Genomic DNA, 19,704 nt, shown 5'->3' with positions numbered 1-19,704 from the left:
TGAAAGCAAGTAACACTGCCGCCCCCTGTGTACAAGCGAGCTTGCTCGCGATGACGGACGAGCAGTCACCATTGATGTCGACTGACAGACCGCTATCGCGAGCAAGTTCGCTCCCACAGGGGTGGTCAGTAAATTCAAAATCATCGGGCACAAAAAAGCCCCCGCTACCTTCACGGCAACGGGGGCTTCCTACTTATAAGCGACGCTCTGCGGCGTCATAAACCTCTTCGTCACGCCGGGCCCCGACTGCGACGATCAATACCTGAATGGCCTTGCCGTCGACTCGATATACGATCCGCGTGTCGCCTGTCCGGATCCGTCTGCAGCCTGCAAGACTGGCTCTTAGGGGCTTGCCGCTCTTGTCCGGCTCACCATTGATAATCCGCTCTTCGATTACATCAAGAATGCGGTTCGCCGCCACAGCTCCCAGCAGATCCAGATCCTTCTGAACCTCCGGATGATAGATAACGCCCCAAACCATCCATAGCTCCTTTAGTCTTTCTTGGCGTACCGCGCCCGCATATCGTCGTGGCTTACAGCCTTGGCCTGATCAAAACCGATCAGTCGCTCTCGAGCCGCGACTTCAATCCGAAGGTCCTCAAGCTCGTCGAGCATTTCCTGATACGCATCGACATTGATAATGACCGCTGCGGGTTGGTTGTCTTTGAAAATGACCAGTCGTTCGGTGGCTCGGCTGGAAATCTCCTTTAGCCTCGCACTGAACCCCCGGACCATCGCAGTCACCGAAATCGCTTGGTCAGCACGCTCCAGTAATGCCGTCATACTCACCTCTCTACACAATCATGCAAATTTGAACACACAGTTCTACGCAGAGTATTGCGTTGAATTAGACATACAGCAAGCTGCAAAAAACGCGAATTTCTCATCCGGTGTTTTTCATCCTGAGAAAAAGTGAGCCTAAGGACGTGTAAACACTTTGCCGTGTTTAGTTTCGTTTACTTCTGGTGTCGCAATATCGGATGACGCCCGCAGACCTTGTAGGCAAACTCCGAATCGTACGTTTGGGCACTTTGATGCCTTGTTGCGCTTTTCTTCGACGGGGTAGTCTCCGGACGTCGCTGACCATTCAGCGATCGGGATTGGAAACCCGACGAGCGAATAGCAACAACGTGCCCAACATGACCGCAGATCTTCACGGCTGCAACCTTGTGTCATGGTGGCTGTGCGTGGGACGTCTTCGGACGTGCCGGTTTCCTAGGCTCCCGGTTTTCCAACCTGCGCACAGCTGCCACCCATTCGCTTGGAAACGAACGTGGCAGCTCCTCAAGCTTAGGGAATAGACATGACTAAAATTGATGCTTCCGCGATTTCAGAATTAAAAACCATCGGCTTCACCCCCCTCATTTACTGCTCCGATCAAGCGCTATTCAACGTCCGCGCCGGCGTCCCCATCGTCGAAGCATTGGCCCAAGCCTCCGATCTCCTCTTCCTCGGCAAATCATTCGCCGAGGATGCCGCCTACGCAAAAGACACCGACCGCCACGCCTGGGCCGCGCATTACCTGACGGCGATGGGTAAGGCCGTAATTGATGATGTGTTGAAAGTCCTGACGCCACGACCAGCCCGGACAAAGACCGAATCCGAAGAAGAACTGCCCCAGAGCACGTAACACCGCAAATCAAATGTGGGAGCGGGCTTGCTCGCGAAGGCGGTGTATCAGTCAATACATACAGTGACTGACACACCGCCTTCGCGAGCAAGCCCGCTCCCACATTGAGTTTCCGTCGTCTTCAAGTTATGTGTTCGGACACAAAAAACCCCCGCCACCTTCACGGCAACGGGGGCTTTTTGTTCGGGCTTACATCTCGACCTGAGTACCCAGCTCAATCACCCGGTTCAACGGCAGATTAAAGAAGCGCAAATTGCCATTGGCGTTCTTCAACATGAAGGCAAACAACCCCTCTCGCCAACGGGCCATGCCTTCCAGCTTGGAGGCAATCACCGTCTCGCGGCTGAGGAAGTAGGTGGTGCGCATCGGGCTGAAGTCCAGGTCATCGAGGTGACACAGTTTCAGCGCTTGCGGCACGTCCGGTTCGTCGACGAAGCCAAAATGCAGGATCACCCGGAAGAACCCTTCGCCGTAGGAATCGACCTCGAAGCGTCGGGTCGGCGGTACGCGCGGGATGTCTTCGTAGACCACGGTCAGCAGCACCACTTGCTCGTGCAGCACCTGGTTATGCAGCAGGTTGTGCAACAGCGCGTGTGGCACGGCGTCCGGGCGAGCGGTCAGGAACACGGCGGTGCCTTGCACGCGATGTGGCGGTTGCACGGCGATACTGCTGATGAAAATCGGCAGAGGTAGCCCGCCTTCGTCCATACGCTCCACCAGCAATTGCTTGCCGCGTTTCCAGGTGGTCATCAGCACAAACAGCGCGATACCGGCGATCACCGGGAAGGCCCCGCCCTGAATGATTTTCGGCACGTTGGCGGCGAAGTAAACGCCGTCCACCAGCACAAAGCCGAGCAGCACAGGCACCGCGAGAACAGGAGGCCATTTCCACAACAGCAGTATCACCGCCGACACCAGGATGCTGGTCATCAGCATCGTGCCGGTCACCGCCACGCCGTAGGCCGAGGCCAGGGCACCGGAGGATTCGAAACCCAAGACCAACAGCACCACGCCGACCATCAACGCCCAGTTCACCGCGCCGATGTAGATCTGGCCCTGTTCGGCGCTGGAGGTGTGGCGAATGTGCATGCGCGGAATGTAACCGAGCTGGATCGCCTGGCGGGTCAGGGAGAACGCCCCGGAAATGACCGCTTGGGACGCAATGACCGTGGCCAGAGTCGACAAGCCCACCAACGGGATCAACGCCCAACTCGGTGCCAACAGATAGAACGGGTTACGCGCGGCTTCCGGGTCACCGAGCAGCAGTGCCCCCTGACCGAAATAGTTCAGCACCAGCGCCGGCAGCACGAGGATGAACCAGGCACGGGCAATCGGCTTGCGGCCAAAGTGCCCCATGTCGGCGTAAAGGGCTTCGGCACCCGTCAGTGCCAGCACGACCGCGCCGAGGATCGCCACGCCCATGCCCGGATGCTGGGTGAAGAAACGCACGCCCCAGACCGGGTTCATCGCTTGCAACACTTCCGGGTGCTGAATGATGCCGTAGACACCCAGCGCGCCCAGGACCACAAACCAGGTGACCATGATCGGCCCGAACAGAATGCCGATGCGCGCAGTACCGTGGCTTTGGATCAGGAACAGTGCGACCAGCACGATCAGCGACAGCGGCACCACCCAATGGTCGATGCCATCAAACGCCAGCCCCAGGCCTTCGATGGCCGAGAGCACGGAAATCGCCGGAGTGATCATGCTGTCGCCGTAGAACAGCGCCGCACCGATCAACCCGCAGACCACCAGCAAGGTGCGCAACTTCGGGTGCCCCGCCGCCGCCCGTCGGGCCAGTGCGGTCAAGGCCATGATCCCGCCTTCGCCCTGGTTGTCGGCACGCAGGACAAACATCATGTACTTGATCGAAACGACCCAGATCAGCGACCAGAAGATCAGCGCCAGAATCCCCAACACGCCGTCATGGTTGACCGGCACGCCATAGCCACCGGAAAACACTTCTTTGAGGGTGTACAGCGGGCTTGTGCCGATATCGCCGTAAACCACTCCGACCGCCGCGACCAGCATGCCGATCGGCTTCGCCGCCGAATGCTCGGCGCCCGCCACCTGACTACTTGCCTGACCCATCCACCACTCCTGATTCCCAGACCCGGCTTCTTTTAAAGAAGCACTTTGCTTTGTCGTGCAGCATGCGCTGTTTTACTTCACGTTACAGACGTTTTGTTGACTGTAAAAATTCGGTAAAGCCTAACGGCGCGAAGCATAGCGCAGCACTCGTCGTATTTCCCTGCATAAAGCTGGTCAAGTGAGCGACTCATCGCTAGAATTGCGCACTTTTTGACCAGAGGCGCACCAAGCGCCCGTCTGTCGCCTTGCCGTCTTCGGCTGGAGGCGTCCCAAATACCGAGGTTAGACATGTCCACCACTCCTGCGCCGGCCAATCCAAAGGTTGGCTTCGTATCCCTGGGTTGCCCCAAAGCACTGGTCGACTCCGAGCGCATCCTTACCCAGCTGCGCATGGAAGGCTATGACGTTGTGTCCACCTATCAGGACGCTGACGTCGTGGTGGTCAACACCTGCGGTTTCATCGACTCGGCCAAGGCAGAATCGCTGGAAGTGATCGGCGAAGCCATCAAGGAAAACGGCAAGGTCATCGTGACCGGCTGCATGGGCGTTGAAGAAGGCAACATTCGTAACGTGCACCCGAGCGTGCTGGCCGTGACCGGTCCGCAGCAGTACGAGCAAGTGGTCAACGCCGTGCACGACGTCGTGCCGCCGCGCCAGGACCACAACCCGTTGATCGACCTGGTGCCGCCACAAGGGATCAAACTGACCCCGCGCCACTACGCCTACCTGAAGATTTCCGAAGGCTGCAACCACAGCTGCAGCTTCTGCATCATCCCCTCGATGCGCGGCAAACTGGTCAGCCGTCCGGTCGGTGACGTGCTCGACGAAGCCCAGCGCCTGGTCAAGGCCGGCGTCAAAGAGCTGCTGGTGATCTCGCAAGACACCAGTGCCTATGGCGTCGACGTCAAGTACCGCACCGGTTTCTGGAACGGCGCGCCGGTGAAAACCCGCATGACCGAACTCTGCGAAGCCCTGAGCACGCTGGGCGTCTGGGTTCGCCTGCACTACGTTTACCCGTACCCGCACGTCGACGAGCTGATTCCATTGATGGCCGCCGGCAAAATCCTGCCGTACCTGGACATCCCGTTCCAGCACGCCAGCCCGAAAGTGTTGAAGTCGATGAAACGCCCGGCGTTCGAAGACAAGACCTTGGCGCGCATCAAGAACTGGCGCGAGATCTGCCCGGACCTGATCATCCGTTCGACCTTCATCGTCGGCTTCCCTGGCGAAACCGAAGAAGACTTCCAGTACCTGTTGAACTGGCTGACCGAAGCTCAGCTCGACCGCGTCGGCTGCTTCCAGTACTCGCCGGTTGAAGGTGCGCCCGCCAATGACCTGGACCTGGACATCGTTCCGGACGACGTCAAGCAGGACCGTTGGGACCGCTTCATGGCGCACCAACAAGCGATCAGCTCGGCGCGCCTGCAAATGCGCATCGGCCGCGAAATCGAAGTGCTGGTCGACGAAGTCGACGAGCAAGGCGCGGTTGGCCGCTGCTTCTTCGATGCCCCGGAAATCGACGGCAACGTGTTCATCGATAACGGCAGCAACCTCAAGCCAGGCGACAAAGTCTGGTGCAAAGTGACCGACGCTGACGAATACGACTTGTGGGCTGAACAGATCTAAACGCAAAAAATACGCAAAGCCCCGCTCTCTTGACGAGATGCGGGGCTTTTTTACGTCTATCGTTTTGTGGGAGAAAGGACTCGCACCCTCCACGCACATAAGGCATCCGGCCATGCGCCATCATTCGGTCATCCTCACACCGAAACAGAGTGACTACAAAGAACTCACCCGGGTCTGGGAGGCCTCGGTACGCGCCACCCATGACTTTCTGCCAGACAGTTACATCCTGTTGTTGAAAGATCTGGTGCTGACCCGCTACCTCGATGCGGTGATGCTGATTTGCACCAAAGACTCACGCCAGCGCATCACCGGGTTCGCCGGGGTGGCAGCCGGCAAGATCGAAATGCTCTTTATCGATCCGGCGCATCGCGGCCAGGGTCTGGGCAAACAGTTGCTACGCTATGCCATGGAACACCTGAATGCCGATGAACTGGACGTCAACGAACAGAACCCGCAAGCGCTGGGGTTTTACCTCAAACAAGGCTTCGAGGTGATCGGTCGCTCCGAGTTTGACGGCATGAAGCAGCCTTATCCGCTGTTGCATATGCGCCTGCGCCAGGCGCAACAACTGACGCGTAATGGCTGACACAACATAGATCAAATGTGGGAGCTGGCTTGCCTGCGATGCAGGCGACGCGGCAGGTCAGTTAAACCCGGCTGATGCCATCGCAGGCAAGCCAGCTCCCACAAAAAGCCCCAGCACTGAAATGGAGCCGGGATTAACCGGCGCCAGGCAGGTACAATGCCCACCCCTTTTTTGTTACGGCCCTGTCATGACTGACCCGATTCGTCTCTCCAAACGCCTCATCGAACTCGTCGGCTGTTCCCGTCGGGAGGCTGAGCTGTTCATCGAGGGCGGCTGGGTGACCGTGGACGGTGAAGTCATCGACGAGCCGCAGTTCAAGGTCGACACGCAAAAAGTCGAACTCGACCCAGAGGCCAAGGCCACCGCACCGGAACCGGTGACTATCCTGTTGAACGTACCCGTGGGCATGGACGCGGACACCGCCATGGCCACCCTGAGCGCCGAGACCCTGAGCGAAGAGCACCGCTTCAGCAAACGTGCGCTCAAGGGCCACTTCCTGCGCCTGACCGCCAGCACCGACTTGCAGGCCAACGCCAGCGGGCTGCTGGTGTTCACCCAGGACTGGAAGATCCTGCGCAAACTCACCGCCGATGCCAGCAAGATCGAGCAAGAGTATGTGGTCGAGGTTGAAGGCGACATGGTGGCTCACGGCCTCAACCGCCTGAACCACGGTCTGACCTACAAAGGCAAGGAGCTGCCGCCCGTCAAAGCCAGCTGGCAGAACGAAAATCGCCTGCGCTTTGCCATGAAGAACCCGCAACCGGGCGTGATCGCCCTGTTCTGCCAGGCCGTAGGCTTGAAGGTCGTTGCCATCCGCCGCATCCGCATAGGTGGCGTGTCCATCGGCAAAGTGCCGTTGGGGCAATGGCGCTACCTGTCCGGCAAAGAGAAGTTCTAAGACTTCTCGCGCCGCCACACATTTCGGTACCGCTGTTTGAAGCGGTACCCACTGCCGAATATCAGGATTGCACACCATGATTCATAACGACGTACTGCGCAGCGTTCGCTACATGCTGGACATCAGCGACAAGAAAGTCATCGAGATCATCAAACTCGGCGGCATGGACGTGTCCATGGAAGACCTGTTGACTTACCTCGACAAAAAAGAGGAAGACGAGGAAGGCTTCGTGCGTTGCCCGGATGAAGTCATGGCGCACTTCCTTGATGGCCTGGTGATCTTCAAGCGCGGCAAGGACGAAAGCCGTCCACCGCAGCCAATCGAAGTGCCGGTGACCAACAACATCATCCTCAAGAAACTGCGCGTGGCGTTCGAACTGAAAGAAGACGACATGCACGCGATCCTGAAGGCCGCCGAGTTTCCGGTGTCCAAGCCGGAGTTGAGCGCGTTGTTCCGCAAGTTCGGCCACACCAACTACCGCACCTGTGGCGACCAGTTGCTGCGCAACTTCCTCAAGGGCCTGACCCTGCGCGTTCGCCCGCAGTAAGCGCCCATCCCTGTAGGAGCACAGCTCGCTGGCGATGGCGATCTTCAAAACGCCATCGCCAGCAAGCTGTGCTCCTACAGAGGCCGTTGCAGGCCACGCTGTATAGATCCTCATTCCCGGCAAAAATAGTGGCTCCGCTTAACGCGGCTGACGACTAGGGTGTAGTCACCCTTAAGCGCTCAGGATTTGCCATGCACCCGTACTTTTCCCTTCAAGGTCGCACCGCCCTTGTAACCGGCGGCACCCGTGGTATCGGCAAAATGATCGCCAAGGCTTACGTCGAGGCTGGGGCGACGGTGTATGTCTGCGCCCGGGACGCCGAAGCCTGCCAGCAAACGGCGGATGAATTGAGTGTGCTCGGTCGTTGCCACGCGATTGCGGCCAACCTGGCCACCGAAGAAGGCGTGCTTCAGTTGGCCACGCGACTGGGTGAACAGATCACCCATCTGGACATCCTGGTGAACAACGCTGGGACGACCTGGGGCGCACCACTGGAAAGCTACCCCGTCAAAGGCTGGGAAAAGGTCATGCAACTCAACGTAACCTCGGTGTTCAACTGCATTCAGCAGTTCTTGCCACTGTTACGCAAGGCAGGCTCCGCCGCCAATCCGGCACGGATTATCAACATCGGCTCGGTGGCCGCGATTTCTTCCTTTGGTGAACAAGCTTATGCCTACGGCCCGAGCAAGGCTGCCCTACACCAACTGTCGCGGATTCTGGCCCGGGAACTGGTGAGCCAGCACATCAACGTCAACGTGATTGCGCCGGGGCGCTTTCCGAGCAAGATGACGCAGCATATTGGCAGCGATGAACAGGCGCTGGCGCAGGATACCGCGATGATTCCGATGAAGCGTTGGGGCCGGGAGGAAGAGATGGCGGCGCTGGCGATCAGCCTGGCGAGCACGGCGGGGGCGTACATGACGGGGAATATCATTCCGTTGGATGGTGGGTTTAGCCTCTAGATCGGCAGTGCGGCTATCGCGGGCAAGCCACGCTCCCACAGGTTTTATGCCGTACACAAAATGTGTATACGCCCGAGAACCCTGTGGGAGCGTGGCTTGCCCGCGATGGCGGACTGACAGGCACCAACGATCCCGTGGCCGCTCGGGTTATCATGCCCACCCTCACCCCGCCTCGACCCAGACCATGACCTACAGCGTTTCCCCCATCGGCTTCGTGCGCTCCTGCTTCAAGGAGAAGTTCGCTATCCCGCGCCAACCGCAACTGGCCCCAGCCGCTCGCGGTGTTCTGGAGCTGGTCGCGCCGTTTGATCAGGGGGATGCGGTGCAGGGCCTGGAACAGGTCAGTCACGTTTGGCTGCTGTTTGTGTTCCATCAGGCGCTGGAAGAAAAGCCACGCCTGAAAGTCCGCCCGCCGCGTCTGGGCGGCAACAAATCCATGGGCGTGTTCGCCACCCGCGCCACGCATCGGCCCAATGGCATTGGTCAATCCGTAGTGAAGCTGGACAAGGTCGAAGCCAATCGCCTGTGGATATCCGGTATCGATCTGTTGGACGGCACGCCGATTCTCGACATCAAACCCTACGTGCCTTACGCCGACATCATCGACAGCGCCTCCAACAGCATCGCCAGCGCCGCGCCGCAATTGATCCCCGTGCAGTGGACGGATGCAGCGCTGCATCAGGCTCACGCGCATGCTCAGCGCCTTGAAGAGCCCCTGGTGGCGCTGATCGAACAGTGCCTGGCCCAAGATCCACGGCCGGCCTACCAGACGCCGACGCCCGAACGGGAATACGGCGCACAGTTCTGGGACCTGGATGTGCGCTGGCATTACCCCGAAGCCGGGGTTATCCGCGTTCTCGAAGTCATCCCTGTACCTGACTTGTAGGAGCAAAGCTTGCTCGCGATGGCGAACTCAAGGACGCCATCGCCGGCAAGCCGTGCTCCTACAGGGATTGCGTCGGGCATAACAAAGCCCCACTGCCTGCAAGGACAATGGGGCTTTTTAGTGATGCGTTTGCTTACTTCTCGACGAATGCACGCTCGATCAGGTAGTCACCCGGCTCGCGCATCCGCGGCGAAACTTTCAGGCCGAAGCTGTTCAACACTTCGCTGGTCTCGTCGAGCATGCTCGGGCTACCGCACAGCATGGCGCGGTCGTCCTGCGGGTTGATCGGTGGCAGGCCGATGTCGCTGAACAGCTTGCCGCTGCGCATCAGGTCGGTCAGGCGGCCTTCGTTCTCGAACGGCTCGCGGGTCACGGTCGGGTAGTAGATCAACTTGTCACGCAGCGCCTCACCGAAGAACTCGTTCTGCGGCAAGTGCTCGGTGATGAACTCGCGGTAAGCGACTTCGTTGACGTAACGCACGCCGTGGCACAGGATCACTTTTTCGAAACGCTCGTAGGTTTCCGGGTCCTGGATGACGCTCATGAAGGGCGCCAGACCGGTACCGGTGCTGAGCAGGTACAAATGTTTGCCAGGCTTCAAGTCATCCAGCACCAAGGTACCGGTAGGCTTCTTGCTGATGATGATCTCGTCGCCTTCCTTCAGATGCTGCAACTGGGAAGTCAGCGGGCCATCAGGCACCTTGATGCTGAAGAACTCGAGATGCTCTTCCCAGTTCGGGCTGGCAATCGAGTAAGCGCGCATAAGCGGGCGGCCGTTGGGCTGTTGCAGGCCGATCATCACGAACTGACCGTTCTCGAAGCGCAGGCCCGGATCGCGGGTGCACTTGAAGCTGAACAGAGTGTCGTTCCAGTGATGAACACTGAGGACACGCTCGTGGTTCATGTTGCTCATGTACGTGGGACTCCTGGAGATTTTGCCTGCGCCAGTGATATGCGCAATTGCATCGCATTCTAAAGGCAGAGACAATATCTGTTAAATGGATTATTAAGATAAGGGTTATCGGTTATATCGATATGCGATTTACTCTCCGTCAACTTCAAGTTTTCGTCGCCGTCGCCCAGCAGGAAAGCGTATCCCGTGCTGCGGGCTTGCTCAACCTCTCACAATCGGCGGCGAGCACCTCGATCACCGAACTGGAGCGCCAGTCCAGCTGCCAGTTGTTTGACCGCGCTGGCAAACGCTTGAGCCTCAACGCCCTCGGCAAACAGTTGCTGCCACAGGCCGTGGCATTGCTCGATCAGTCCAAGGAAATTGAAGACCTGCTCAACGGCAAGTCCGGGTTCGGCTCCCTGGCGGTCGGCGCGACCCTGACCATCGGCAATTACCTGGCCACCCTGCTGATCGGCAGCTTCATGCAGCGCCACCCGGAAAGCCAGGTGAAGCTGCACGTGCAAAACACTGCCAATATCGTGCAACAAGTTGCCCACTATGAAATTGATCTGGGTCTAATCGAAGGCGATTGCAGTCATCCCGACATCGAAGTGCAGAGTTGGGTCGAGGATGAACTGGTGGTGTTTTGCGCGCCTCAGCATCCACTGGCCAAACGCGGCACCGCGACCATGGAAGAACTGACCCACGAGGCCTGGATTCTGCGAGAACAAGGCTCTGGCACACGGCTGACCTTTGACCAGGCCATGCGTCACCATCGCAGTGCGCTGAATATCCGGCTCGAACTGGAACACACCGAAGCGATCAAGCGCGCCGTGGAGTCGGGATTGGGGATCGGTTGCATTTCGCGCCTGGCACTGCGCGATGCGTTCCGTCGTGGCAGCCTGGTGCCCGTGGAGACACCGGACCTGGACCTGGCGCGGCAGTTTTATTTCATCTGGCACAAACAGAAATATCAGACGTCGGCGATGCGCGAATTCCTCGAGCTGTGCCGCGCGTTCACCGAGGGGGTTCAGCGCAGCGACGAGATCGTTCTGCCAAACATCGCTTAAAGCAGGATGACTGCCCAGACCAGCGCGATCATGCTCAACGCCACGAATTGAGCTGCGCTGCCCATGTCCTTGGCGTTTTTGGACAGCGGGTGCAGTTCGAGGGAAATGCGATCGATGGCGGCTTCCACCGCCGAGTTCAGCAGTTCGACGATCAGCGCCAACAGGCAGACGGCGATCAGCAGCGCCTGTTCGACGCGGCTGACGTTCAAGAAGAACGAAATCGGTATCAGGATAACGTTGAGCAACACCAGTTGCCGAAAGGCCGCTTCACCGGTGAAGGCGGCGCGCAGGCCATCCAGCGAGTAACCGGAGGCATTGAGGATGCGTTTGAGGCCGGTTTGGCCTTTGAAAGGTGACATAGAATGGGCAACTGACCAGGTAGGAATGGGAACGCTAGATCAAGCAAAGTCAAAAAAGCGTGAACATGTAATAGTTTAGTGGCTGGAAATTGACTCAAGTTGTTGCAAGAGCAACGCCGCCTGAGTGCGGGTCCGCACATTCAGCTTGCGGAAAATCGCCGTGACATGGGCTTTGATCGTCGCCTCGGAGACGCTCAGCTCGTACGCAATCTGTTTATTCAGCAAGCCCTCGCAAACCATGGTCAACACCCGGAATTGCTGGGGCGTCAGGCTCGCAAGGCCTTCGCTGGCCGCTTTGGCCTCATCGGAAACACTGACCGCTTCAAAGGCTTGAGGTGGCCAGAATACGTCGCCGTCCAGCACCGCACGGACAGCCTTCTGGATGACACTCAGGTCGCTGGATTTTGGAATGAACCCACTGGCGCCGAACTCACGGGACTTGACCATGATTGACGCTTCTTCCTGCGCGGAAACCATCACCACCGGAATTTGCGGGTACTGACCGCGCAACAGCACGAGCCCGGAAAAACCGTAGGCGCCGGGCATGTTCAGGTCCAGCAGCACCAGATCCCAGTCGGACTTTTCATCCAGGCGGGCTTCCAGCTCGGCAATGCTCGCCACTTCCACCAGCCGAACATCCGGGCCCAGGCCCAGCGTCACGGCCTGATGCAGCGCACTGCGAAACAGTGGGTGATCATCGGCAATCAGGATTTCGTATGTGGCCATTTTTCAAATGATCCTGTTTTTCAAACAACTCAAGGCACAGCCACGAAGCTGCACTAACAGGGCACGTTCAACGCCAATCACGTAGCTATTAACTAACGCAAGAATTCGGCGTATCAAACCTGGCCGCGCCCTAATCGGCGCCAAGCATGCCCAGCGAAGCCGGGGTGGTCAAGGTGCTTGGCCGGTACAGTTCTTTGCAGTATGGGTGACAATCAGCAGATGACCGGGGCCGTGTTTTGCACGAACGGCATCAGGTCGGCGTGAGCCGGCGTTGCCACATTCATGTCCAACTGATGCTTTGCGTCCAGGTAATGCTGGCTGAACACGTCGAAATAAGCGTCCAGCGCCGATGCAGCGTCAGTGTCACCGGCCAGATCCAGACACAGTGCCGCCACTTCGGCGGTGCACAAATGCTCGCTGCGGGTCGACCYGCGCAACCGATACCGTGACAGTTTCTCGGGCAGCAGGCTCAAGATCGGAAGCCGGTCAAAATAGGGGCTTTTGCGGAAAATCTTCCGGGCCTCTGTCCAGGTGGCATCCAGCAAAATGAACAGCGGACGTTTCGAGCTATCCGTGTCGACGCTGTTGGTGACACGCTCGGGCTCGACGTACTCACCCGGAAACACCAGATACGGCTGCCATTGCGGGTCGGCCAGCAACGCCAACAGTTGTTCATCGACCTCCGTGCGCGACCAGATAAACGCATGGTTGTCGCGCACTACATCGGCAATCAGCCAACCCGTGTTGCTTGGTTTGAACACTTCCTTGTTGGTCATGATCAGGCACACACCAGAACGCGCCTCGACCTGCGGGCGCCAGGCGCACAGGCAGTGGCTCTCGATCACGCGGCAGGCACGGCAACGCGCTGCCCGCCAGCCTCGGGCCTGAATCGGCTTGATACCCTCTTCCTCTCGCATATCGCGCAAGCGGGCCACAGCGTTGGCAGCAAAGTGAGAAATTGCGGGGTTCATCGCAGGCAACGCCGGCAAGGGAGGTAAATCGACACGAAAAACACTCGGCAGGGCAAAAAGTGGCGCCAGTTTACCAGAGCAGTCGGTGCAAGCCTGTACCGTCTGGAGCTCGTCCCCTATAATTCGCCGCCACTGAACGCACAGTCATGTGGCGGGTCGAAGCACCAGTCACTGAACCAGGAGAGTTTCATGCTGCGCCTTATCGTTCCCACCGTTGCCATTTTGCTGGCGTCGTCCTTCAGTGCTCAGGCGGCGTCCTTGAAAGAGCAGAACCTCAACAAAGAGCTGCAAAATGTCGCGGCACAAAGCAGCGTCGGCACGCCACGGGCGATCAACGAGGACATTCTCGATCAGGGCTACACTGTCGAAGGCAATGTACTGATCAACCACCTGAGTGTGCAGAGCAGCCACGCCGAAAAGATGCGGTCTGACCCGAAAGCGGTTTACTTCCAGCTTGGCGCGTCCGTCTGCAGAAACCCGGGGTTCCGCAAGCTGATGGCAAAGGGCGCGATCATGCGTTATGACTTTGCCGAGGTGAAGTCCAATCGCCCGATCGGCTCCGCAAGCTTCCAGGAATCGGATTGCCCGAAAGCCACACCGGTGAAGAAAAAGTAATCAACGAGCATTTGCGCGCCGCTGTTCATCCTCGGCGCGCAGTTCAGCCAATAACGCCTGCAAGTAACGTGAGCGCCGTTCGGCTCCCTCTAAGCGCCGACAGCACTCCTCTTCGAGACTCACATGATGGGTCTCGGCAGATGATTTCAGTAATCGATACAGTTGCGCATCGATTTCCAGAATGACTCTGGCCATAACATCCCGCCTCCCTGCTCCTCGCCCTGCTTGAGCGAAACAAATCCTTCAATCTCTTGAACCGCGCGCCCTGCCTTTGACGCAAAGTTGTCGTGTTACGCCTGTAACTTAGTAAATCAGAGCGCCAGAGACTCGGCTCGTGTTCAGACGAGCGGTGAAATCACCTTGCAAACCGTCAATAAGCGATTGCCAGGAAAGACTTTGCGGCGCAATGATCAAGGCAGCGTAAATCTCTGCAAGGGTCTAGATTCATAGTGTTCCCATTCACTTTTCCGGGCTGGAAAGGGGCCGCCCGCGACGCGTCTTGATGTGCGAATGTTTCCTTCATCCAAGGGAAAAACAGAGCCTGTATGGAAGGAGAAATTGATGCCTTACCAACCGAATGATCTGCTAAGCCGTCATTTTGAAGAAAGCGGCCACGACCTCACCAGCAAGGTCGAAGAACAGCTCAACCTGGTTTCACCCAACAGTCCCAACCTCCCCATTTACCGCGACATGATCCTGACCGTGCTGCGCATGGCCCAGGAAGATCACAACCGCTGGAATGCCAAGATCACCCTTCAAGCCCTGCGCGAACTGGAGCACGCCTTTCGTGTTCTCGAGCAGTTCCGGGGGCGGCGTAAAGTCACCGTGTTTGGCTCCGCCCGAACACCGATCGAACACCCGCTGTATGGTTTGGCCCGAGAATTGGGGGCGGCGCTGGCGCGCTCCGACCTGATGGTGATCACGGGTGCTGGCGGCGGCATCATGGCGGCCGCTCACGAAGGGGCCGGCAGGGAGCACAGCCTGGGATTCAACATCACCCTGCCCTTCGAACAGCATGCCAATCCCACCGTGCAAGGCACTGCCAATCTGCTGCCCTTCCACTTCTTTTTTACCCGCAAGCTGTTCTTCGTCAAAGAAGCCGATGCGCTAGTCCTGTGCCCAGGTGGTTTCGGCACCCTGGATGAGGCGCTGGAAGTACTGACATTGATTCAAACCGGTAAAAGCCCTTTGGTGCCGGTGGTACTGCTGGATGCGCCGGGCGGCAAGTTCTGGCAAGGCGCGCTGGACTTCATTCACCATCAATTGGAGGAAAACCGCTACATCCTGCCGACCGACATGAAGCTCGTGAGCCTGGTCTACAGCGCCGAAGAGGCGGTGGAACAGATCAACCAGTTCTACAGCAACTTCCATTCCAGTCGCTGGCTGAAGCGTCAGTTCGTGATTCGCATGAATCACAGGCTCAGCGAGCAAGCGCTCGAACACATGCAGAAGGCCTTTGCCGACTTGTGCCTGAGCGATCGTTTTCATCAGCATGCCTACAACGAAGAGGAACACGACGAAGCACAGTTCAGCCACCTGGCGCGACTGGCCTTCAATTTCAACGCGCGTGATCATGGCCGTCTGCGCGAACTGGTGGATTACATCAACCTGCCGGAAAACCGGGCTCAGCCCAAACCCCAGACACAACAACTCACGCGCAAACCTTCCAAGGTGACGTAAGGCAGAAAAAATGGCCCGCTATCGAAATAGCGGGCCATTTTTTATCAATCATCCATTCCCCGGCCACTGAGCAAGCGACCGATCATCTCCATGGAGTATCCCCGATAACTCAGGAAGCGCCCCTGCTTGGCACGCTCCCGAGCGTCTATCGGAAGATGCCCGGAAAATTTACGCCGCCAGGTATCCTCCAGTTGCTCCTGCCAGTTGATACCACTCTCGCGTAACGCCAGTTCGATATCGACTCGTTGCAGACCGCGCTGGCTCAACTCCTCGCGAATACGCAAAGGGCCATAGCCCGAACGGGCACGGTAGGAAACAAAGCTTTCGAGGTAACGGGATTCAGACAGCAGGCCCTCTTCCGTCAAGCGGTCGAGTGCTGTGTCGATCATTTCAGGGAGGGCGCCGCGCTGACGCAGTTTACGCGTCAGCTCGACTCGACCGTGCTCGCGTCGTGCGAGCAGGTCCATTGCGGTTCGCCGCACCGCGACGAGTGTATCGAGTACGGCGGTCATCGGATCAATCAGATATCAGCGTCAGCCAGGTCATCAGCAGTCTCTTTGACTGGCGATGCTTTGACGTCCGGCGCCGGGGTCAGCAGTTTGTCACGCAGCTGCTTCTCGAGCTTCGCGGCGATTTCCGGATTGTCCGCCAGGAACTTGGCCGAGTTGGCCTTGCCCTGACCGATCTTGGTGCCTTCATAGGCATACCAGGCACCGGATTTCTCAACGAAACCGTGCAGAACACCCAGGTCGATCATCTCGCCATTGAGGTAGATGCCTTTGCCGTAAAGGATCTGGAACTCGGCCTGACGGAACGGCGAAGCCACTTTGTTCTTCACGACCTTGACGCGGGTTTCGCTACCGACGACTTCATCACCTTCTTTCACCGCGCCAGTACGACGGATGTCCAGACGAACCGAAGCGTAGAACTTCAGCGCGTTACCACCGGTGGTGGTTTCCGGGCTACCGAACATCACGCCGATCTTCATACGGATCTGGTTGATGAAGATCACCAGGCAGTTGGCGTTCTTGATGTTACCGGTGATTTTACGCAGCGCCTGGGACATCAGACGGGCTTGCAGGCCGACGTGCATGTCGCCCATTTCGCCTTCGATTTCTGCCTTTGGCACCAGTGCCGCCACGGAGTCGACGATGATCACGTCAACCGCGTTGGAACGCACCAGCATGTCGGTGATTTCCAGGGCCTGTTCGCCGGTGTCCGGCTGGGAAACCAGCAGGTCGTCGACGTTGACGCCCAGTTTACCGGCGTACTCAGGGTCGAGGGCGTGTTCGGCATCGACGAATGCGCAGGTCGCGCCAGCTTTTTGAGCCTGGGCGATCACGGACAGTGTCAGTGTGGTTTTACCGGAGGATTCAGGACCGTAGATTTCAACGATACGACCTTTTGGCAGACCGCCAATACCGAGCGCGATGTCCAGACCCAGAGAGCCAGTGGAGATGGATGGGATCGCCTGACGGTCCTGATCGCCCATACGCATTACGGCACCCTTGCCGAATTGACGTTCGATCTGACCCAGGGCCGCAGCCAAGGCTTTCTTCTTGTTGTCGTCCATTAAAGTCCTCACGTAATCAATAAGGCCTGACGGCCAACACCTGTATAAGTAGCCAGTATTATTCCACAGCGATTCAGGATCGCCTACCCCTGATTTGAGATTTCTGCGGCGGCATGGCGCAGCAGCCCCTCTAGCGCGGCCTTCACCGTTTGTCGGCGGACCTCATCGCGGTTTCCAGGGAAGTGCTGGACCTCGCTGAACACCTGCTCACCGACGCCCCAGGCCAGCCAGACCGTGCCCACCGGCTTGCTTGCAGAACCGCCATCCGGTCCGGCCACGCCGCTGACCGCCACGGCAAAATGCGCCCGGCTTTTTTCCTGGGCGCCGCGAACCATCGCCTCGACCACCTCCCGACTGACCGCCCCCACCGTCGAAAACAACTCGACCGGCACATTCAATTGCTGGGTTTTCTGCCGGTTGGAGTAGGTGACATAACCGGCCTCGAACCAGGCCGAACTCCCTGGAATACGAGTGATTGCCTCCGAGATACCGCCACCGGTACAGGACTCGGCAGCCGTGACGTGAGCATTGAGCACCTGCAAGCGCCTGCCCAGTTCTGCGGCCAGTTGGGTAATTTCTTTCACGGTCATCTCCTGAGCGAGCGCAAGCGGAATGAGCACTACCGTACACGAGCATATCGCGCTTGCAAGGCGCAGGATCAATCAAAATGTGAGGGGATGAGGGCTCTGATACAGGCCTGACAAACCTGCAACGCATTCAGTGCGTGATCGTCGGTGTTGGTTGATTCAAACCGAAGGCTGGCATAACACCGCCCTCGCCCGCGCCCACAGTTGCAGGCGATCCTGCAGACCGTTCAATCCGCCATTGATGCGCCGGGTGATGCTGTTGAACTGGTCGCGGTCAGCCAGTTCGTTAAGGCCGTTTTGCTCCCAGAACCAGGCGGCCGACTCGGCTGCCCATTGGGGCTTTTCCAGCAGCTCTGGGATGAACAGCAAACGATCATCGCCGAACAGTCCGAGACTGCATTGGCGGTAGTTGTCGCGGCCGGTGATCTGAATCAGGCCTCGACCCCGGTATTTTTGACCGTCACCGTCAAGCGCGAGGGTGTTGCCCAAACGAGCGGCCAACGTGCCGGTGTCGTATTTGCTCAGATACTGATCACTGCCGAGTTCACGCACGTATTGCAATTGCCCGGACTCATGGCCGACTTGGGCGAGAAAGGCAGCGATGCGTTTGGGGGTGTTGATGTTGAAGCGGGACATGGCTGTATTGAGGGCAGAAATGAAAACGCCCGCTTGGGTGCGGGCGTTGGGCATGATGCTCAAAAGCTGTTGAATGGTAAACGTCATTGAAGTCCTCTTTCGATATCCAGGTGACGGTTGATGCGAGGCAGCTCTCCTCCGATATCGGACATTACTGCGTAGGGTCCAGACAATTGGCATCAACAACGCACTGATAGCTTTTTTCCCGACTACCGCTTGCTGTCAGCTTGGTGACCGCCCAACGACCTTGCATGATTCGTGGCCAACTGGCATCCAGCCGAATCACGCCCTCCGCGCTCAATTCCGGGTGCCCCGGACAATTGATTTTCAAATTGAATGCAGCACGCTCCAGTCGCCGTAACTCACCCTCTGCAACGGCCAGGGCCTGATCATGATTCTGACTACGCAAGCGAAGGATACGAAACGGTGAAAGCCCCAATTTGACCTTACGCTCGATGCCCGCCGTCGCATCCCACCAGGTGGCGATACACCCTTTGTATTTCGACTGACTTTTCTCATTGATAACAGCGCTGGTGAATGACCGATCACCTGGACGGTTGTCCGTTGTCACCGAGAGCACCACTTCCGTCAGGGTCTTGCCGGAAATAGATTTCAACTGGCCGCCCTTTGCCAATACGTACAAGCCGTTCACCGGTTTCGTAATCGCCCCATATATGCTCGCGACCCGCGTCAAAAAACCCATGTCCGTCTCGTTGGACTGGTCGATGTGGTCAATCCTTTTGGACTCAAGCTCGGGTGCCACACGCGGCGAAAACCCATGCTTCATCGTCAGTTCACGAAACAACGCACCGAGCGTGATGGGGCCGTAACTGGCTGATCTGCGTTGCTTGAAGCCGGTTTCATCCGCTTCACTGAACGGCGCGGACATGGCGATGAGCGACACCTGAAGGGGATACAGAACAGGGCTGCGCTGAGTGATGACAAAGACACCTTTGTCGACTAGTCCAGACTCCTTGTAACCCACTAGCAAACCAATCCTCCCCCCAAGACTGGGCAGCCCCTCAAGCCCCTCGACATCAATGAGGAGTTTGATCTGATCAGACTCGATGCCGGAGGAATCGATATGTTCCCATTGGATCAACCGCTCATTGAGGAGTGTGGGGGGGTGTCAGAAATTTTGTGTTCGGGCATAACATGAGTAAGAGGTGCATGTATGCCAACCAAGAAGAAACCCGCGTTGCGAGAGCTGCCGAAAATCCCGAAAGAGCTGCTCGAGCAATTCACTGATGGACCGATGACAGCGGAAGCCATTGAGGACGCCTCTGCGGCGTTCAAGAAGGCTTTGATCGAGCGAGCCCTGAGTGCTGAGCTCGGCCACCACCTGGGCTATCCGCCGGGCGCGCAGCGC

General features: G+C 58.0%; 23 protein-coding genes and 1 pseudogene. 11 read left to right on the top strand and 13 right to left on the bottom strand.

Annotated elements, in window-relative coordinates; all coding sequences use genetic code 11:
* Window positions 1-193: 193 nt before the first annotated feature.
* Window positions 194-481, bottom strand: coding sequence for a type II toxin-antitoxin system RelE family toxin (locus AC1D2P_RS07465; protein WP_038979200.1), 288 nt, complete (start codon window positions 479-481; stop codon window positions 194-196).
* An 11-nt stretch (window positions 482-492) separates the two neighbouring features.
* Window positions 493-783: a Phd-YefM gene (locus AC1D2P_RS07460; RefSeq protein ID WP_109788006.1), complete on the bottom strand. Its 291-nt coding sequence runs from the start codon at window positions 781-783 to the stop codon at window positions 493-495.
* Window positions 784-1,303: 520 nt separating this feature from the next.
* Here AC1D2P_RS07460 and AC1D2P_RS07455 point away from each other — a divergent pair.
* Window positions 1,304-1,630, top strand: coding sequence for a DUF3077 domain-containing protein (locus AC1D2P_RS07455; RefSeq protein WP_477811370.1), 327 nt, complete (start codon window positions 1,304-1,306; stop codon window positions 1,628-1,630).
* Window positions 1,631-1,819: 189 nt separating this feature from the next.
* Here the strand turns inward: AC1D2P_RS07455 and AC1D2P_RS07450 are convergent, their stop codons facing one another.
* On the bottom strand, window positions 1,820-3,721 hold the full coding sequence (locus AC1D2P_RS07450; protein ID WP_046029276.1) for a potassium transporter Kup: 1,902 nt from the start codon (window positions 3,719-3,721) through the stop codon (window positions 1,820-1,822).
* Between the two features lie 288 nt (window positions 3,722-4,009).
* Here AC1D2P_RS07450 and rimO point away from each other — a divergent pair, with 288 nt between their 5' ends.
* The 6 genes from rimO to tsaA all read left to right on the top strand — a co-directional run bounded on the left by rimO (window position 4,010) and on the right by tsaA (window position 9,226).
* Entirely contained in the window at window positions 4,010-5,347 is a 1,338-nt protein-coding gene (gene rimO, locus AC1D2P_RS07445) for a 30S ribosomal protein S12 methylthiotransferase RimO (RefSeq protein WP_046029273.1), read from the top strand.
* 112 nt (window positions 5,348-5,459) lie between these two features.
* Complete coding sequence (locus tag AC1D2P_RS07440; protein ID WP_046029271.1) at window positions 5,460-5,933, top strand: GNAT family N-acetyltransferase; 474 nt, start codon at window positions 5,460-5,462, stop codon at window positions 5,931-5,933.
* A 187-nt stretch (window positions 5,934-6,120) separates the two neighbouring features.
* Window positions 6,121-6,831 (top strand): rRNA pseudouridine synthase, encoded by a 711-nt coding sequence (locus AC1D2P_RS07435; protein WP_077430783.1) that lies wholly within the window; start codon window positions 6,121-6,123, stop codon window positions 6,829-6,831.
* 76 nt (window positions 6,832-6,907) lie between these two features.
* On the top strand, window positions 6,908-7,378 hold the full coding sequence (locus AC1D2P_RS07430) for a YehS family protein (RefSeq protein WP_008010137.1): 471 nt from the start codon (window positions 6,908-6,910) through the stop codon (window positions 7,376-7,378).
* 191 nt (window positions 7,379-7,569) lie between these two features.
* Window positions 7,570-8,340 (top strand): SDR family oxidoreductase, encoded by a 771-nt coding sequence (locus AC1D2P_RS07425; protein ID WP_477758341.1) that lies wholly within the window; start codon window positions 7,570-7,572, stop codon window positions 8,338-8,340.
* Between the two features lie 184 nt (window positions 8,341-8,524).
* The gene (tsaA, locus tag AC1D2P_RS07420) at window positions 8,525-9,226 is read left to right on the top strand and encodes a tRNA (N6-threonylcarbamoyladenosine(37)-N6)-methyltransferase TrmO (protein WP_109788010.1); all 702 of its coding nucleotides are present in this window, start codon (window positions 8,525-8,527) and stop codon (window positions 9,224-9,226) included.
* 133 nt (window positions 9,227-9,359) lie between these two features.
* On the opposite strand, the gene fpr is transcribed toward tsaA, so the two are convergent.
* Window positions 9,360-10,139: a ferredoxin-NADP reductase gene (fpr, locus tag AC1D2P_RS07415; RefSeq protein ID WP_003443014.1), complete on the bottom strand. Its 780-nt coding sequence runs from the start codon at window positions 10,137-10,139 to the stop codon at window positions 9,360-9,362.
* A 122-nt stretch (window positions 10,140-10,261) separates the two neighbouring features.
* On the opposite strand from fpr, the gene AC1D2P_RS07410 reads away from it, so the two are divergent.
* Window positions 10,262-11,188, top strand: a complete 927-nt coding sequence (locus tag AC1D2P_RS07410) for a LysR family transcriptional regulator (RefSeq protein WP_046029261.1) — start codon at window positions 10,262-10,264, stop codon at window positions 11,186-11,188.
* On the opposite strand, the gene AC1D2P_RS07405 is transcribed toward AC1D2P_RS07410, so the two are convergent.
* From AC1D2P_RS07405 to AC1D2P_RS07395, 3 genes are all read right to left on the bottom strand, one after another.
* Window positions 11,185-11,547, bottom strand: coding sequence for a diacylglycerol kinase (locus AC1D2P_RS07405; protein ID WP_046029258.1), 363 nt, complete (start codon window positions 11,545-11,547; stop codon window positions 11,185-11,187). The genes AC1D2P_RS07410 and AC1D2P_RS07405 overlap by 4 nt on opposite strands.
* A gap of 75 nt (window positions 11,548-11,622) precedes the next feature.
* Entirely contained in the window at window positions 11,623-12,273 is a 651-nt protein-coding gene (gene erdR, locus AC1D2P_RS07400) for a response regulator transcription factor ErdR (RefSeq protein WP_046029256.1), read from the bottom strand.
* A gap of 212 nt (window positions 12,274-12,485) precedes the next feature.
* Entirely contained in the window at window positions 12,486-13,244 is a 759-nt protein-coding gene (locus tag AC1D2P_RS07395; RefSeq protein WP_477811369.1) for a tRNA-uridine aminocarboxypropyltransferase, read from the bottom strand.
* 189 nt (window positions 13,245-13,433) lie between these two features.
* On the opposite strand from AC1D2P_RS07395, the gene AC1D2P_RS07390 reads away from it, so the two are divergent.
* Complete coding sequence (locus tag AC1D2P_RS07390; protein ID WP_077430786.1) at window positions 13,434-13,859, top strand: PA3611 family quorum-sensing-regulated virulence factor; 426 nt, start codon at window positions 13,434-13,436, stop codon at window positions 13,857-13,859.
* Here the strand turns inward: AC1D2P_RS07390 and AC1D2P_RS07385 are convergent, their stop codons facing one another.
* A complete protein-coding gene (locus AC1D2P_RS07385) occupies window positions 13,860-14,054 on the bottom strand; it encodes a hypothetical protein (protein WP_046029250.1) in 195 nt (64 codons plus the stop codon).
* A gap of 366 nt (window positions 14,055-14,420) precedes the next feature.
* On the opposite strand from AC1D2P_RS07385, the gene AC1D2P_RS07380 reads away from it, so the two are divergent.
* Window positions 14,421-15,539, top strand: coding sequence for an LOG family protein (locus tag AC1D2P_RS07380; protein ID WP_046029248.1), 1,119 nt, complete (start codon window positions 14,421-14,423; stop codon window positions 15,537-15,539).
* A 44-nt stretch (window positions 15,540-15,583) separates the two neighbouring features.
* Here the strand turns inward: AC1D2P_RS07380 and recX are convergent, their stop codons facing one another.
* The 5 genes from recX to AC1D2P_RS07355 form a co-directional block, all read right to left on the bottom strand.
* Entirely contained in the window at window positions 15,584-16,051 is a 468-nt protein-coding gene (gene recX / locus AC1D2P_RS07375) for a recombination regulator RecX (RefSeq protein ID WP_477758340.1), read from the bottom strand.
* A gap of 8 nt (window positions 16,052-16,059) precedes the next feature.
* Window positions 16,060-17,112: a recombinase RecA gene (gene recA, locus AC1D2P_RS07370; protein WP_046029245.1), complete on the bottom strand. Its 1,053-nt coding sequence runs from the start codon at window positions 17,110-17,112 to the stop codon at window positions 16,060-16,062.
* 83 nt (window positions 17,113-17,195) lie between these two features.
* Window positions 17,196-17,696, bottom strand: coding sequence for a CinA family protein (locus AC1D2P_RS07365; protein ID WP_046029637.1), 501 nt, complete (start codon window positions 17,694-17,696; stop codon window positions 17,196-17,198).
* A 162-nt stretch (window positions 17,697-17,858) separates the two neighbouring features.
* Entirely contained in the window at window positions 17,859-18,422 is a 564-nt protein-coding gene (locus AC1D2P_RS07360) for a glycoside hydrolase family 19 protein (protein WP_109788212.1), read from the bottom strand.
* A 64-nt stretch (window positions 18,423-18,486) separates the two neighbouring features.
* Window positions 18,487-19,437 (bottom strand): phage late control D family protein, encoded by a 951-nt coding sequence (locus AC1D2P_RS07355; protein WP_477758339.1) that lies wholly within the window; start codon window positions 19,435-19,437, stop codon window positions 18,487-18,489.
* Window positions 19,438-19,509: 72 nt separating this feature from the next.
* Between AC1D2P_RS07355 and AC1D2P_RS07350 the strand changes: the two are divergent.
* Window positions 19,510-19,704 (top strand): annotated as a pseudogene (locus tag AC1D2P_RS07350) (IS256 family transposase); the annotation flags it as partial.

The organism is Pseudomonas sp. P1_F1_2, assembly GCF_056405815.1.
Note: the sequence above shows the minus strand (reverse complement) of the source record. Positions and strands in the feature narration are given on the sequence as shown.